Origin of the sequence: Crossiella sp. CA-258035, from assembly GCF_030064675.1 — a bacterium.
In the GTDB taxonomy this organism is placed as follows: Bacteria; Actinomycetota; Actinomycetes; order Mycobacteriales; family Pseudonocardiaceae; genus Crossiella.
The window spans coordinates 146,029-161,591 of the sequence record NZ_CP116413.1 but is presented as its reverse complement, the minus strand read 5'-3'; the positions used below and the strand labels follow the sequence as shown (position 1 = coordinate 161,591).

The 15,563-nt window shown below is 71.5% G+C and carries 12 protein-coding genes; 3 read left to right on the top strand and 9 right to left on the bottom strand.

Annotated features, from left to right (window positions below):
• Nucleotides 1–4 precede the first annotated feature (4 nt).
• Genes glf through N8J89_RS00745 form a run of 4 tightly spaced genes read right to left on the bottom strand, consistent with a single transcriptional unit; the run spans nt 5 to nt 4,894 of the window.
• The gene (gene glf / locus N8J89_RS00760; protein ID WP_283662460.1) at nt 5–1,216 is read right to left on the bottom strand and encodes a UDP-galactopyranose mutase; all 1,212 of its coding nucleotides are present in this window, start codon (nt 1,214–1,216) and stop codon (nt 5–7) included.
• Nucleotides 1,213–3,486: a glycosyltransferase family protein gene (locus N8J89_RS00755; protein WP_283662459.1), complete on the bottom strand. Its 2,274-nt coding sequence runs from the start codon at nt 3,484–3,486 to the stop codon at nt 1,213–1,215. The genes glf and N8J89_RS00755 overlap by 4 nt, the downstream gene beginning before the upstream one ends.
• Nucleotides 3,483–3,866: a GtrA family protein gene (locus N8J89_RS00750; protein ID WP_283662458.1), complete on the bottom strand. Its 384-nt coding sequence runs from the start codon at nt 3,864–3,866 to the stop codon at nt 3,483–3,485. The genes N8J89_RS00755 and N8J89_RS00750 overlap by 4 nt, the downstream gene beginning before the upstream one ends.
• Nucleotides 3,863–4,894 carry a glycosyltransferase family 2 protein gene (locus tag N8J89_RS00745; protein ID WP_283662457.1) on the bottom strand — a complete coding sequence of 344 codons (1,032 nt, stop codon included), beginning with the start codon at nt 4,892–4,894 and terminating at the stop codon, nt 3,863–3,865. Before N8J89_RS00745 ends, N8J89_RS00750 begins: the two co-directional genes overlap by 4 nt.
• A gap of 78 nt (nt 4,895–4,972) precedes the next feature.
• Here N8J89_RS00745 and N8J89_RS00740 point away from each other — a divergent pair, with 78 nt between their 5' ends.
• A complete protein-coding gene (locus N8J89_RS00740) occupies nt 4,973–6,829 on the top strand; it encodes a PIG-L family deacetylase (protein WP_283662456.1) in 1,857 nt (618 codons plus the stop codon).
• On the opposite strand, the gene N8J89_RS00735 is transcribed toward N8J89_RS00740, so the two are convergent.
• Both N8J89_RS00735 and N8J89_RS00730 read right to left on the bottom strand, forming a co-directional pair.
• On the bottom strand, nt 6,727–8,697 hold the full coding sequence (locus N8J89_RS00735) for a DUF6541 family protein (protein WP_283662455.1): 1,971 nt from the start codon (nt 8,695–8,697) through the stop codon (nt 6,727–6,729). The two genes, N8J89_RS00740 and N8J89_RS00735, sit on opposite strands and share 103 nt — an antisense overlap.
• Nucleotides 8,698–8,776: 79 nt before the next feature.
• Nucleotides 8,777–10,741 (bottom strand): DUF6541 family protein, encoded by a 1,965-nt coding sequence (locus N8J89_RS00730; RefSeq protein WP_283662454.1) that lies wholly within the window; start codon nt 10,739–10,741, stop codon nt 8,777–8,779.
• Between the two features lie 105 nt (nt 10,742–10,846).
• Here N8J89_RS00730 and lhgD point away from each other — a divergent pair, with 105 nt between their 5' ends.
• Nucleotides 10,847–12,034, top strand: coding sequence for an L-2-hydroxyglutarate dehydrogenase (lhgD, locus tag N8J89_RS00725; RefSeq protein WP_283662453.1), 1,188 nt, complete (start codon nt 10,847–10,849; stop codon nt 12,032–12,034).
• A gap of 1 nt (nt 12,035) precedes the next feature.
• Here lhgD and N8J89_RS00720 read toward each other — a convergent pair whose 3' ends face one another.
• Both N8J89_RS00720 and N8J89_RS00715 read right to left on the bottom strand, forming a co-directional pair.
• Nucleotides 12,036–12,545 carry a DUF2304 domain-containing protein gene (locus tag N8J89_RS00720; protein WP_283662452.1) on the bottom strand — a complete coding sequence of 170 codons (510 nt, stop codon included), beginning with the start codon at nt 12,543–12,545 and terminating at the stop codon, nt 12,036–12,038.
• Nucleotides 12,546–12,548: 3 nt separating this feature from the next.
• Entirely contained in the window at nt 12,549–13,235 is a 687-nt protein-coding gene (locus N8J89_RS00715) for a glycosyltransferase family 2 protein (protein WP_185001135.1), read from the bottom strand.
• A gap of 84 nt (nt 13,236–13,319) precedes the next feature.
• Between N8J89_RS00715 and N8J89_RS00710 the strand changes: the two genes are divergently transcribed.
• Nucleotides 13,320–14,264, top strand: a complete 945-nt coding sequence (locus tag N8J89_RS00710) for an NAD-dependent epimerase/dehydratase family protein (RefSeq protein ID WP_283662451.1) — start codon at nt 13,320–13,322, stop codon at nt 14,262–14,264.
• On the opposite strand, the gene N8J89_RS00705 is transcribed toward N8J89_RS00710, so the two are convergent.
• Nucleotides 14,257–15,561, bottom strand: coding sequence for a lipopolysaccharide biosynthesis protein (locus tag N8J89_RS00705; RefSeq protein WP_283662450.1), 1,305 nt, complete (start codon nt 15,559–15,561; stop codon nt 14,257–14,259). The two genes, N8J89_RS00710 and N8J89_RS00705, sit on opposite strands and share 8 nt — an antisense overlap.
• Between the last annotated feature and the right edge of the window lie 2 nt (nt 15,562–15,563).

Sequence of the window (15,563 nt, the reverse complement as noted above, 5' to 3'; positions counted from 1 at the left end):
GTTCTCAGTCCTCCAGGGAGCCGTCGAATGGACGACCCTCGGTGAAGTATGGGGCGATCTTGTTGTCGAACGCCGACAGCGCCGAGCCGATGGCCATGTGCATGTCGAGGTACTTGTAGGTGCCGAGGCGACCGCCGAAGATCACCTTGCGCTCCTTGGCCTCGGCCCTGGCCAGCTCGCGGTAGCGCTCCAGCTTCTGCCGGTCCTCGGCGGTGTTGATCGGGTAGTACGGCTCGTCGTCCTTCTCCGCCGCACGGGAGTACTCGCGGACGATGACCGTCTTGTCAGTCGGGTAGTCCCGCTCCGGGTGGAAGTGGCGGAACTCGTGGATCCGGGTGTACGGGGCGTCCGCGTCGTTGTAGTTCATCACCGCGGTGCCCTGGAAGTCGCCGATCGGCAGGACCTCGGGCACCAGGTCGACAGTGCGCCAGCCGAGCCAGCCCTCAGCGTAGTCGAAGTACCGGTCCAGCGGTCCGGTGTAGACGATCGGGGTCTCCGCCGGGATCTGGTCCTTGATGTCGAAGTAGTCCGTGGACAGCCGCACCTCGATGTTCGGGTGCTCGGCCATCTTCTCCAGCCACGCGGTGTAGCCGTTGACCGGCAGGCCCTCGTAGGTGTCGTTGAAGTACCGGTTGTTGAAGTTGTAGCGAACCGGCAGGCGGCTGATGACCGCGGCGGGCAGTTCCTTGGGGTCGGTCTGCCACTGCTTCGCGGTGTAGTCCTTGACGAACGCCTCGTAGAGCGGGCGGCCGATCAGGGAGATCGCCTTCTCCTCGAGGTTCTTCGCTTCCTTGGTGTCGAACTCGGCGGCGTGCTCGGCCACCCAGGCCTTCGCTTCCTCCGGCGACATGTACTTGCCGACGAACTGGGAGATCAGGCCGAGACCCATCGGGAACTGGTAGGCCTGCCCGCCGTGCATGGCGAAGACGCGGTGCTGGTAGTCGGTGAACTCAGTGAACTGGCTCACGTAGTCCCACACGCGCTTGTTGGAGGTGTGGAAGAGGTGCGCCCCGTACTTGTGCACCTCGATACCCGTTTCGGGCTCGGCCTCCGAGTAGGCGTTGCCGCCGATGTGGTCGCGCCGATCGATCACCAGCACGCGCTTGTTCAGCTTGCTGGCTGTCTGTTCAGCGACAGTAAGGCCATAGAATCCGGAACCGACGACAATCAGGTCGTAACCCGCGAAGCTCACGGCAAGCCAGGGTACCGACGTCATCTGAAAGCTCCGAATCGGCCGTCGCCCGCCGTACGCCGGCGACTACGGAACCGGACCACGCACAACGCGAGCGCGGCGAGCAGACCGGCCAGCGCCGAACCAATCCCGATCTGGTAGCCCGGCGGGTCCCAGTGCAGGCGCAGCTCACCGGAGCGCGTTCCGGCCGGCAGCTCCACCACCACCGTGCCTCCCGGCCCATTACGCACCGCAACCGGTTGGTCGTTCACCGTCGCGGTGTAGCCCGGCCAGTTCAGCCGCGCGAAGGTCAGCTCCGCCTTGCCGCCGGACTGCTCCGATCTGGTGAAACGCACCAGCTCAGTGCGCTGTCCGCGCTGCTCGTCGCTGATCACCCGCACCCCGCCGGAGACCTGGCTGAGCCGCCCCTGTGGCCAGTCCAGCGAGCGCACCCGCCGGAGCACTGTGACCGCATCGTTACTTTCTTCCACGCGCCAGCCGGGGTACACGACCGGCGGGTAGGCGGGCTCGGGCAGCCCGGCCAGCGGGTCCGGCTCGACCTTCGCGCCCGGGACCGGGGCCGGTTTGTGCTCCGGCGTGGTGAACAAGCTGCGCTGGACCACCACGGTCTCGACCCGCAGCAGGTCTGCGAGTGACGCTCCCGACTCGGTGGGCTGGAACAGCGCCGGGTAGGCCTTGCGGCAGGTGCCGCCGTAGAAGGTCAGGCACAGCGCCTTGTGCAGCGGCTTGAAGCCCATGCCGGTGTAGGCGGTGGGCGTGCCCACCCCGGCGGCGGCGTACATGTTGCCGAAGAGCACGTCCCGGTTCTCCCCGTTGGGCCCCGGCAGGCCGCGGTCGGCGATCTGCACCGTGGTGCCGCGGTAGCGCTTGGCGAACTGCTCGTGCAGCTGCGCGGTGGAGGCGGGGAACCTGTAGGCCGCCACGTCGGCGTTGGCCGGCTGCCAGCCGGTCTGCAGCACCAGCACCACCGCGGTGCCGCCGCACAGCACGGCCGCGCTCAGCCGCCCGGTCCACCGCCCGCCGCTGCGGGCGGCCAGCACCACCAGCGCGGTCAGTCCGGCCAGCAGGGCCAGCGACAGCAGGTGCCGCGCGGAGATCTTGGGCCAGGCCGAGAAGGCCAGGTAGCCGCTGAGCAGCAGGATGCCGCCGGTGGCCAGCACCCGCTCGCGCAGCCGGTCGGTGCGCAGACCGGCGGTCAGCAGCACCGCGGTGAGCACGGCCAGGGCCAGGAACAGCGACTCCACGTGCCGCAGCGGCCAGCGGAACATCCACAGGTTGGACGGCCCGAGGCTGAGCAGCAGGTAGCCGGCCGCCACGGTGAACACCGCGGCCAGCTCCCGCCACCGGCGCTTGAGCACGCCGAAGTCCAGCCAGGCCAGCAGCGGCAGCACGAACCAGGCGAAGTAGGTGGCCGGCACGGTCATCCGGTAGGCGCTGGGGTCGAAGGCGCGGATGCCGGGCAGGTGGCTGGGCAGGCTCAGGTTGAGCAGGTCGGTGAGCGAGGGCACCAGCTGGCCGATGTTGAACAGCTCCTTGCCGGTGCGCAGGCCCACCGCGGAGGCGCCCAGCAGCGGCAGGAACACCAGCGGCACCACCGCGGCCACGCAGAGGCCGACCAGCAGCACCCGGCGCAGCGCGGGTTTGTCCTTGCGCAGCCAGAACTCCACCAGCAGTCCGAACAGGACCGCGCACACGCCGAGCACGCCGTAGGGGTTGCCGTTGGTCACGCACAGCGCGCCGAAGATGAAGGGCCACAACGGGTACAGCTCGCCGCGCGCGCTGCGCCGGGCCGACCACCAGACGTAGGGCACCCAGGCGAAGGCCATCAGCCCGGCCACCCAGGTGCTCGCCTGGAAGTAGAGGGTGAAGCCGCCGAAGGGCAGCGCGGCGGCGAGCGCGGCACTGGCCCAGCGGGCCGCGCCGTACTCCCGGCAGAGCAGGTAGACGCCGAGCGCGAGCAGCACCAGGAACTCGGTCTTGACCACGGCGGCCGACAGCGCCAGGTCGTCGAGTCCGGCCACCAGCAGGTAGTTGGCCAGGTTGACCGGGTTCCACACGCCGAAGAGCGCCTCGGCGGCCAGGTTGCCGCCCATCCAGGAGTCGTTGTCCAGCAGCGGCGGCCAGTTCCCGGCCAGCAGCTGTTCACCCAGCCGGTGCCACATCGGCAGGAACTGGGCCGCGCTGTCGTCGGTGAAGTAGAAGTTCGGGTTGCGCAGCAAGGGCACCTGGGCGAGCAGCGCGACGAAGGCGGCCAGGCCGAGCGGAACGGCGGCGCGGTTGAGCCAGGACTTCACCGGGCGGCTGCCTTTTCCTTGCCCACCAACACCATCTGCGAGACCACGAAGGTCACCGGGATGGCCAGCACGGCCACCAGCAGCGGCGCGAAGGTGGAGTTCATCCCGCCCAGGTCCACCAGCAGGTAGAGCCCGAGCGAGGTGATCGCGAAGTTGGCCGCGTTGGACAGCGGGAAGAGCAGGAACTTCCGCAGCGTCGGCTTGGTGCGGAAGGTGAAGTGGCAGTTGAGGAAGTAGGAGCCGACCATGGCCAGCAGGAAGGCCAGCACGTGCGCGGCCAGGTACGGCAGCGCCAGGTGCAGGGCCAGGTAGAGGCCGTAGTAGACGCCGGTGTTGACCGCGCCGACCAGTGCGAAGCGCAGCACCCGCCCCGGGATCACCGCCGGACCGCCCACGGCGCGGTGGCCCGCTGGTGCAGCTCCTCGGAGTGCTCGACCGCCTTGGGGCCCAGCACGGTGAGCGCGGGCGGCTGCGGCTCGCTGGCCTCCTTGACCAGGAAGTGCGGGCGGCGCTTGGTCTCGTAGTAAATGCGGCCCAGGTACTCCCCGATCACGCCGAGGAAGAGCAGCTGGATGCCGCCGAGCCCGGCGATGCCCACCATCAGCGTGGCGTAGCCCGGCGCGTCCACCCCGGTGAAGAGCACGTCCACGGCCACGTACCCGGCGTAGAGGAAGGCCAGCGCGGTGACCAGCACGCCGAGGTAGATGGCGATCCGCAGCGGCCGGTTGTTGAACGAGACGACCCCGTCGATGCCGTAGTTGAGCAGCGAGCCGAAGCTCCACTTGGAGCGGCCGTGCTGCCGCGCCACGTTGTCGTAGTCCACGATCGCGGTGTCGAAGCCGATCCAGGAGAACAGGCCCTTGGAGAACCGGTTGTACTCGCCGAGGGAGAGCAGCGCGCGCACCGCGCGGTGGCTGAGCACCCGGAAGTCGCCGACCCCGTCCTTGAGGTCGACCTCGACCATCCGGTTGATCAGCCGGTAGTACAGCCGGGAGACCAGGGTGCGGGCCCGCCCGTCGCCGTCCCTGGTGCGCCGGGCCACCACCTGGTCGTGGCCCTCGTCCAGCTTGGCCAGCATCGCGCCGAGCAGCTGCGGCGGGTGCTGGAGGTCGGCGTCCATGATCGCCACCGCGTGCCCGGACGCCTCGCTGAGCCCGGCCAGCATGGCGGCTTCCTTGCCGAAGTTGCGGCTCAGCGCGAGGTAGCGGAACTGCGGGCTGAGCGCGCTGATCCGGCGCATCTCGGCCAGCGTGCCGTCACTGCTGCCGTCGTCGACGAGCAGCACCTCGAAGTCGTCGGCCACCGTGGGCAGCACCTCGAGGAGGGTGGCGTGCAGCTGGGCCAGCCCCTGCTCCTCGTTGAAGCAGGGCACCACGACGGACAGGCGCCGACTTCTGGTTCGTGTCACGCTCCGGGGACGCTTCAGGTCGTCTTCAGGTTGCACCGTTATGGGGAACGAGTCCGATAAATGACTACGTTCGGTGTCATGCACCGCGTCCCGTTCCGCCATTGGGGAACTCTGCTGCTCGCCGGCGCGTTGACCGTCGCGCTGATCTCCTGCGCGAGCCCGCCGCCGCAGCCCACTCTGCCACCCGGTGCGCCGGAAGCAAGGTTCATGCAGATCATCGCGCACGCCGATGACGACATCATCTTCATGAACCCGGACTTGGCGGCCGGTATCAGGGCAAAGAAGCCGACCGTGGGCGTCTACCTCACCGCGGGCGAAACGGACAAGCCCGACGCGAATGATTACGCAGCGCGACGGCAAGCTGGCACCCGGTCCGCATACGCGCGGATGGCCGGGGTGCCGGACGAGTGGCGGGCCGAGCGACTGGACAGTGATCGTGATCACAGCGTGGAGCTGTACACGCTGGCGGCCCGGCCCGAGGTCCAGCTGGTGTTCGTGAACCTGCCGGAGGACAACGATCCGAGGGCCAACGGCGGCAAGCACGCGCTGACCCGGCTCTGGCTGGACCAGGCGGAGGCGCTGAAGCTGCGCACGCTCACCCCGGCGGGCGGCCAGCTGCCCAGGCCGTACGAGTACACCAGGGGTCAGGTGGTCCAGCTGCTGGTCGACCTGCTGGCCCGGTTCCGGCCGACCGTGCTGCGCGCGCAGGATCCCAGCCCGGACCCCAGGTACGCCAAGAACTGGGTCCGGTTCAACGACCACCCCGACCACGTGATCGCGGCCCGGCTGGCCGCGGCGGCGGCGCGCGAGTACCGGAAGGCCGGCGGCTCGGCGGTGGAGCTGAACTACCGCAACTACAACGTGGCCGAGGCCCCGGTGAACCTGTCCGGGGCCGAGCAGCGGGACAAGCTGGAGACCTTCGGCGCCTACGTCCCGCACGACTCCGACGTCAGCCTCGGCGAGCCCTACGACGGCTGGCTGCGCCGCCAGTACCCGCGCTGGCCCACCGGCTCGACCTGGGCGGGCGTGGACGCGGACGGCTCGCGGTACGCCTTCGCGGTGCGCGCGGGCGAGCTGACCTACTGGCGCCGCACCGGCCGCACCTGGTCCGGCCCCACTCCGGTGGGCGGGGCCACGCTGGACCCCGGGGTGAGCGTGGCCGCGGACCGGCACGGCCGCCTGCACGTCTTCGCCCGCGACCGCGACTCCGACGAGGTGGTGGTGACCACGCCGGGCTCCTGGGCCTGGACCAGGCTGGGCAGCCCGAACGAGCGCGTCCTGCCCGGCCGGCGCGGCTCGGTCGGCGTGCCGGTGGCCGCGCGGGATGCCGGTGGCGCGCTGGTGGTGCTGGTGAAGAACGGCGGCGGCGGGGTGAGCGCACTCCGGCAGTCCACTTCGGACAGTTGGCCGACCGGCTGGCTGGACCTGGGCGGCACGGACGTGCAGGACGGCCTCGCGGTCGGCCCCGGCCTGACCGTGGCGGCGAGCACCCGCACCGGCGTGCTGCGCTGGCGGCAGCAGGGCGAGGGCTTCACCGCCGAACCGCCGGTGCGCGGACCGCGACCGGCCGGGCCCCCGGTGGTCGGCGGCGGACTGCTGGCCTACCCGGCCGAGGGCACCGGCGCGCTGGCCATCGCCACCGGCGACGAGGCGGTGCTCCGGCCGGGCACCGAGGGCCTGTCCGGACTGGGCCTGGCGGTGACCGGCGACTCGGTGGTGCTGCACGGCAGGCGGGTGGACGGCTCGCTGGTGGTGGGCGCCGGCAAGCCGGCCGGCCTGGCCTGGTCGGAGCTGCGCGGCGAGCTGGCCGACCAGGCGGCCGCGATCACCGGTCAGGACGGCGTGGAGCTGCTCGGCTTCGGCTTGACCGGCGAGCTGCTGACCACGACCGGCCCGCCCGGCGGCGTCTTCCCCGGCTGGTCCGCCGGGCGCTGACCGTCCGGCTCGGTCAGCTGGTAGATCCGCGCGTCCGGGTTCTGGTAGACCACCCGCAGCGAGCGCACCTTGTCCAGCTCGACCAGCCCGGGCGCACGCTGCTGGCTGCCCGTGACAAAACCCTGGCCGATGAAGACGAACCGCACGCCCAGCGCCTTGGCCGCGGCGCGCACCTCGGGATCGGTGTCGTAGGCGTGGAAGCGTTCGCGCAGCAGCGGGCGCTCCTTGCCGAGGCCGTCGCCCTCGGTGCTGGCCAGCGCGTGCCCGAAGGCCGGGCGGACCCCGGTGAGCGCCCACATCCAGGGCGAGCCGTCCTGGGCGTCGTTGAACACGATCTCGCCCGGCTGGACCAGCCCGGCCAGGTGGTTCATCGCCTGCTGCTCCAGTTCGGTGACCGTGGGGCCGCCGCCGAAGGTGATCGCCAGCCGGTTGCCGTTGCGCTGGTGGTAGAGCCCGTTGCTCAGGTAGCCGAACAGCAGCACGCTCAGCGCGGCGGCCACCAGCCCGATCCGGCGCGGCAGCGGCCGGCGCACCAGGTCCAGCACGGTGACCAGGCCCAGCGCGGTCACCGGCAGCACCGCGAGCAGGTACAGCGCGGCCAGCCGCCACTCGTCGTTCCACCAGGGCGCGGTCAGCAGGGCCACCCACCGGCCCTCGTAGGCCGCGGCCCCCACCGACAGCAGCCCGAAGCCCAGCGAGGCGACCAGCAGCCACAGCAGCGGCAGCAGGCGGCGGAAGGCCAGCACGCCGATCACGAACGGCAGGATCAGCCACCACTGCGGCTCGTCGAAGGACCGGGTGAAGAACACCAGGCGGCCGAGGGCCTCCGGCACACCGCGCTGCACCGCCCAGTCGTAGGCGGGGCCGCCCGCCGCGCTCAGCGTGCCCAGCACGTGCGCGATGCCCAGCGCCAGCGCGCCCGCGGCCAGCACGGCCAGGGTCAGCAGCTCACCGGGCGGGACCCGGCGGGCGGTCAGCCAGCGCTGGGCCAGCAGGCCGAGGCCGAACACCGCGGCCGCGATGGACACGCTCGGGTGGATCGCGGTCAGGCCGACCAGCGCCAGCGCGGTCACCGCGACCAGCGCGGGCCGCGGCGCGTCCAGCGCGCGGACCACCAGCGCGAGCGCGGCGGGCAGCAGCGCCACCCCGGTGGCGTACGGGTAGAGCGGGCCCCAGGTCAACAGGTCGTAGGGAAAACCGGTGAAGGCGCAGCACAGCACCGCGGTCACCGCCACGATCGCCGCGCGCACCCGCAGCGTGCGCAGCAGGGCGGTCATGGACAGCGCGAACACCCCGATCAGCAGCGCGTTCATCGCGTTGAGCGCCTGCACCACGGTGCTGGCGCCGAACTGGTGCACGGTGGCCACCAGCAGGTGATAACCGTTGGGGTAGAAGTAGTTCTGCGCCGCGGGCTGGGCGATCACGTTGAGCCCGCTGGGCGCGCTGTCGCCCGAGTCGGCGATGAACCGGACCGCGTTGCCGTGGAAGATCGCGTCCCAGAACTGCGGGATCGCGCTGAAACCCTTGCTGGCGAAGAACAACAGCCCCACGCCGACCCCGGCGGCCAGCGTCACCGAGCCGGCCACCACTAGGTGCTTGGACCGGGTCCACACCCGCTCCGGCTCGACCAGGCGACCGCGGATCACGGCCAGCGCCAACGCGAACACCGCGGTGCCGCCCAGCAGCACCCACGGCGACCAGCGCAGCCCCAGCGCGGGCGCCAGCGGCCCGAGCACCCCGGCCAACCCGTAGGTCAGCACCGGCGCGCCGGCCGCCAGCAGCCACCCGCGCAACCCGGCAGCGAGCCCGATCACCAGACCGGGCAACAACAACAGCGCCGCGGACAGCGCCAACAGCACAGCAGACATTTGTTTCCCCCCCAAAGAACCCATCCCCGATGAGTCACGTTGGAAAGGGAAAGATCGTTGCCCTGCTGTGAGCTGGGTCTCAGCGGTCGTAGGCGCCCGGCTTGATCCGGTAGAGCCGGTCGTCCGGGCTGTCGTCGACCATCTCCAGCGACTTCACCATGTCCAGGCCGCGCAGGCCGTTGGCCCGCCGGTTGCCCGCCCGGATGAAGCCCGCGCTGACGTAGACGTACTCGACCTTGAGCTGCTTGGCCGCCTTGCGGACCTCGGCGTTGGTGTCGAACTCGTTGAACTTCTCCAGCAGCAGCTTGCGCGGCTGGTCCAGCGCCTCGTAGCTCTCCGGCGCCACCACGTGCCCGAACACCGGGGTCAGGCCGGCCAGCGCGCGCATCCAGGCCGAGCCGTCGAACGGGTCGTTCATCACCACGTGCCCAGGGCCGACGATCGGCTTGATCCGTTGCAGCGCGACCACCTCGCCGGGGGTCACCGTCTTGCCGTTGTACCAGCCCCAGCTCATCCGGGTGGCGTTGCGGGTGAGGTAGAAGCCGCGGCTGGCCACGCCCACCACGCTCAGGATCACCAGCAGCAGCACCACCGGCTTGGCCAGCACCCGCAGCCTGGTCAGCCGGTCCCTGGTGCGCAGCTGGTGCAGCAGCCAGTCCCGGCTGATCAGCACGCCGTTCGCGGCGACGAGGATCAGGCCGATGGTGGCGATCGCGGCCAGCCGGAACCGGTCGTCCCACCAGGGCCTGGTCAGCGCGGAGACGATCGGGTGGTCGTAGGAGAAGGCCAGCATGGTCAGGAAGCCGAAGAACGCGCAGCCCAGCAGGAACCAGGTGAACCGGCGCAGCCGCTTGATCCCGGCCAGGCCGATCAGCACGAACGGCACCAGGAACCACTGCGGGAACGGCGATCCGTGGTTGAGCGTGATCAGCTCGGCGATCGCGGCTGGCGGCGAGCCGACCGAGGCCCAGTTCACCGGCTCGTCCGAGCCGGCCGCGCCGAGCGCGCCGAGCAGGTGCGGCAGGCCGATCACCGCGGCCAGCACGCCGACCCCGGCCAGCCCGAGGAGTCCGGGCAGGACCTCCTTGCGGTGCCGGTACCAGAACTGGGCGACCTGGAAGACGACGAAGCCGATCGCGATGAAGGCCGCGCTGGGGTGCAGGGCCACCAGGCCGACCGCGGCGATCGCGGTGAGCAGCAGCAGGCAGATCCGCCGGGTGGCCAGCACCTGGCCGAGCAGCACCAGGAACGCGGGCACCAGCACCAGGCCGGTGGCGTACGGCAGCAGCGGACCGCGCCACAGGATGTCCCACGGCACCGCGGAGAACGCCGCGCTCAGCGCCGCGGTCACCGCGGTGAGCAGCGCGGGCGCGCGCATCGAGCGCAGCAGCGCGACCAGGCCGGTGGTCAGGAACAGCGGCACCAGGAACAGCTGGGCGTTGAGCACCGCGGGCACGGTCGCGCCGGTGAGCTGGTAGACCGCCGCGGCGATCAGGTGGTAGCCGTTGGGGTAGAAGAAGCTGTCCAGGTTGTAGTTGTTGATCGCCTTGAGCGCGGCCGGGGTGCCGTCGCCGGTGTCGGCGATGAACCGGACCGCCGCGCCGTGGAAGACCGCGTCCCAGTCCTGGTGGATGGCCTGCAGGTTCTTCAGGCCGAGCAGGATCACCAGCCCGCCGAGCAGCACCGCGAACGCGGTCGCGCCGATCACGCCCCACTGCGCGCGCCGGGACCAGGCCGGCAGCGGGTCCGTCTCCGGCCGCTGCGGACGGCGGCCGCGCAGCCAGGCGGTGACCAGCTGGATCACCAGCACCAGCAGGAACACCACGAGCGCGGCGCCGAGCAGGGTCATCGGCCCCCAGGACAACCCGAACTGCTTGGCGATCGGGCCGACCGCGCCGCCGATGCCGTAGGTCAGCAGCGGCGCCACCGCCACCAGCCGCCAGCCGCGCAGCCCACCGGCCGCCGCGATGGCCAGGCCGGGCCCGAACAGCAACAGCGCGTAGCCAAGCACCAGCGCGATGTCCGCGCCCGTCAGTGAAAGCACCTTTGGTCCCCGGTCTCGTCCCCCTGGCCACCGTCACCCCTGAGCCTACGGATCCGCCTGTTCGGCCCGCGCACCAGGCCGGACTGGGGCCGTACGGTGTCCGGTATGGCACACATCGCGGTGGTCGGCGGCGGCATCGTGGGGCTGGCCGTGGCGCACGAGCTGGCCGTCCGGGGACAGCGGATCACCTTGCTGGAGAAGGAGAACGGCTTCGCCCGGCACCAGACCGGGCGCAACAGCGGGGTGGTGCACGCCGGGCTGTACTACGCGCCAGGCAGCTTCAAGGCCCGGATGTGCGTGGCGGGCAACACATCCATGGTCGCCTTCGCCAAGGAGCACGGGGTGGCGGTCGAGGTGTGCGGCAAGCTGGTGCTGGCCACCGAGGAGGCGGAGCTGCCCCGGTTGCGCGTGCTGCACGAGCGGGCGGCCGCGAACGGGGTGCCTGCCCGGCTGCTGAGTCCGGCGCAGGCCGCGGAGTACGAGCCGGCGGCGCGCTGCGTGGCCGCGCTGCGGGTGAAGTCCACCGGGATCATCGACTACCCGGGGGTGTGCGCGGCGCTGGTCCGGCTGCTCGCCGAGCGCGGGGCCGACCTGCGCACCGGGGCCGAGGTGCGCGCGGTGCACCCGAGGCCGGAGGGCGTGCTGCTGGTGACCGGTGGCGACGAGGTGCGGGCGGACGCGGTGGTCAACTGCGCGGGCCTGCACAGCGACCGGATCGCCCGGCTGGCCGGACGGCGCCCGTCGGCCCGGATCGTGCCCTTCCGCGGCGAGTACCACGAGCTGCGGCCACAGGCCCGGCACCTGGTGCGCGGCCTGATCTACCCGGTGCCCGACCCCCGGTTCCCGTTCCTGGGCGTGCACCTGACCCGGATGCTCGACGGCGGCGTGCACGCGGGCCCCAACGCGGTGCTCGCGCTGCGCAGGGAGGGCTACCGGTGGCGCGACCTGTCACCAAGGGACCTGGCCGACACGCTGCGGTTTCCCGGTTTCTGGCGGCTGGCCCGCAAGCACACGCGCACCGGCGCGCAGGAGATGCTGCGCTCGTTCTCCAAGCGCCGTTTCGCGGCCAGCCTGGCCCGGCTGGTGCCTGAGGTGACCGCCGCCGACCTGGTGCCGGCCGAGGCCGGGGTGCGCGCGCAGGCGCTGCGCCCGGACGGCGGGCTGGTCGAGGACTTCCTGATCGACCGCGCGCCCCGGCAGGTGCACGTGCTGAACGCGCCCTCCCCGGCCGCGACCAGCGCGCTGGAGATCGGCCGCCACGTCGCGGACGAGGTGGCGGCCGTGCTCCCGTGACTCAGGCGGTGACCGAGCTGATCTTGGCTTCGGACCCGGCCGTGGTGGACCCGGCGGGCTTCTCCACGGCGGTGGACTCGGCGGCCTCGGTCTCGGCGACCGTCGGATCGGTGTCCTCCGGCTCGAGCACCGGCTGCGGGGCGACCGCGGCGGTGAACACGTTCAGCCCGCGCTCCCGGTTGACCAGCTCGGCCTCGCGGATGGCGATGGCGCGGGCCAGGTCGGTGAAGCGCTGGTCGATCCCGCGGAAACGCAGGTAGGTGTTGAACGCCAGGAAGATGAACGCCACCGCCAGCAGGTACAGCAGCAGGTCGGCGCCCCGGCCGACCCCGACCAGCTGGGCGATCACGGTGAGGTCGTCCGGCCGGGCCACCGCGTACACGCAGAAGGCGATGAAGCCGAAGAACGCGATCCGCTTGCCCGCCTGCATCCGCACGCTGTGCCTGCGCCGGGTGAAGAAGAACAGCAGGATGACCACGGAGAATAGGAGGACGAGCTGGATGATGAGCATTGCCTAGTTCCCCCGCTGCTTGACCGAGAGGTCGAACAGGATGTTGACCCCATTGACCAGGGACTGTCCCTTGGACATGGAGTACTCGGTGTAGAGGATCGTCACCGGCACCTCCTTGACCCGGACGTTGGCCACGGAGAGGAACGAGACGATCTCCGAGGCGTGCGCCATGCCGTTCATGGAGATGCGCAGGCGCTCGACCACCGGGCGGCTGAACACCCGCAGGCCGTTGTGCGCGTCGGTGAGCTGCAGCTTTCGTGCCTTCGGGCTCAGCGCGACCACCGTGCGCAGCACCACCCGCTTGATCCACGGGACGGTGACCGCCTTGTTGAGGAAGCGGGAACCGAGCGCGACATCGCAGCTGCCCGACTTGACCTCGGCGATCATGGCCAGCGCGTCTTCCACGCGGTGCTGACCGTCGGCGTCGAAGGTGATGAAGTACTTCGCTCCCGGCCTGCCCAGCGCGTACGACAGCCCGGTCTGCAGGGCCGCGCCCTGCCCGAGGTTCACCGGGTGCCGGACGAGGTGCGCGCCCGTGCGGGCGATCTCCTCGGCGGACCGGTCGGCGCTCCCGTCGTCCACGCAGACGATGTTGGGGAAGGTCTTCCTGGTGTTCTCGACTACCTCGGCGATGACCTTGTCTTCGTTGTAGACGGGTACGACCACCCAGACGTCGTCGTGGTCAGACATTGCCGTAAGGCTCCAAATCAGGCGGACGACACGACCGGGCTATGGTAGTTCAACCTGCTTGACACGGTTCACAAGGGGCGTTCTATGCGAGTTCTGGTCACGGGGGGCGCCGGTTTCATCGGCTCCAATCTGAGCGATCGGCTGCTGACCGAGGGTCACCAGGTGACCGTGTTCGACGACCTGTCCAACGGCCGCCTGGCCAACCTGGACGGGGCCATGGGCAACGAGCGGTTCCGGTTCGTCGAGCTGGACGTGACCGGCCCGGACCTGGCCGCGGCCGTCGCCGAGGCCGCGCCCGAGGTGATCTTCCACCTGGCCGCCCAGGTGGACGTGCGGGCCAGCGTGGCCGACCCGCTGCACGACGCCAAGGTCAACGTGCTGGGCACGGTCGCGGTGCTGGAGGCCGCCCGCGCGGCAGGCACCCGCAAGGTGCTCTTCGCCTCCTCGGTGGCCATCTACGGGCCGACCACCGACCTGCCGGTGGCCGAGACCGCGCCGACCAACCCGCTCTCGCCCTACGCCAGTAGCAAGCTCACCGGCGAGACCTACCTGCGCCAGTACCGGCAGCTGCACGGCCTGGACTACACCGCGCTGGCCTTCGGCAACGTCTACGGCCCGCGCCAGGACCCGCACGGCGAGGCGGGCGTGGTGGCGATCTTCGCCGGCGCGCTGACCAGCGGCGGGCCCACCAAGGTCTTCGGCAAGGGCGACAACACCCGCGACTACATCTACGTCGGCGACATCGTGGACGCGCTGGTCAAGGCCAGTGGCGAGGCAGGCGGCGGCCGCCGGTTCAACCTGGGCACCGGGGTGGAGACCTCCGACCTGGAGCTGCACCGCGTGGTGGCCAGGGCAGCGGGCGTGGACCGCGAGCCGGAGTTCGCCCCCGCCCGGCCGGGCGACCTGGCCGCGATGGTGCTGGACTCCTCGGCCGCGCACGCCGAGCTGGGCTGGAAGCCGGCCACCGACCTGGCCACCGGCGTGGCCAACGTGGTGGCCTGGGCGCGGGAACGGGCCGGAGTCAGCTGACCCCGACCGGCGCGCGGTCCCGGACCGCGCGCCACAGCCCGCCCGCGGTCACCAGCGCCACCAGCAGCGGCCCGGCCAGTTGGGCCACCACCGCGGTGCCGATCGGCTCGCCCGGCAGCAGCATGATCGCGACCAGCACCGCGGTGCCGATCACCCAGCCGATCGTGACCACCCGGTGCCTGCCGACGGCCACCAGCGCGGGCTGGAGCACCTGGGCGATCATCAGCAGCACGGTCGAGAGCCCGAGCAGGCCCATGACCAGCGGAGACGGCCACACTGTCGCCCTGAAGAAGGTGACCACCAGCCAGGGCCCGACCAGCGCGGACAGCAGCGCGCCGGGCAGTCCGACCCCGGCCACGGCGAGCAGGATGAGCCCGACCCGGCGGCGCACCTCGGCCAGGTCGCCGCGCACCGCGGCCGCGGTCAGTCCGGGCAGCATCATCGCCTGCACCGGCCCGAACAGCAGCAACGGCACCCGGGTGAGCACGAAGGCGAAGCCGAAGGCGACGGCCACCGCGGGCGCCTCCGGCATCCGGCCGGTGACCACCAGCGGGGCCAGGTTGGCCACCAGCTGGGCGAGCAGGGTGGCCAGGCCGAGCAGCACCAGCCCGTGCGCGATGGTCCGGGTGCTGTGCCCGGCGAGCACGGCGGCCGCGTTGACCGGGTCGGCAGGTTCGGCGGTGATCTTGGTCGCGGCCAGCGCCCGGCGCAGCCAGGGCAGCGCGACCAGCAGCGCGAAGGCGCCGCCGAGGGCGAAGATCAGTCCGTAGCCGTCGACCGTGGCGCAACCCAGCAGGGCCAGCGCCAGGCAGGGCAGCAACCGGGTGAGCCCCTCGGTGGCCAGGCTGGCCGCGTAGCCGGTGAACTGCGCACCGGCGGCCAGCAGCCCGCGGGCGAAGAAGATGGCGGCCGAGGCCAGCGTGCCGACCACGATCCACAGCAGCAGCGAGGGGTGCCCGCCGAGGTTGCGCTCCACCAGGATCGGCGAGATGGCCAGCACCACCAGCACCGTCACCCCGGCCAGCCCGGCGCCGAGCAGCGCGGCCCGCCGGATCCCCGGCCGCGGGTCCACGCCGGCGGCGGTCCCGCTGCTGAGCACCCGGTTGGTCTCCTGCTCCAGCGCCACGAACAGGCCCGGCCCGATGATGTTGATGATCAGGTACAGGCCGAGCACCCCGGCCTGGTCGCTCGGGGTCAGGGTCGCGCCGACCACGGCGAGGAAACCGAACCCGGACGCGCCGAGCACCGCGAGCCCGAGTCCCATGAGCACCGCGGTGCGCGCGGAGGAGTTAGCCACGC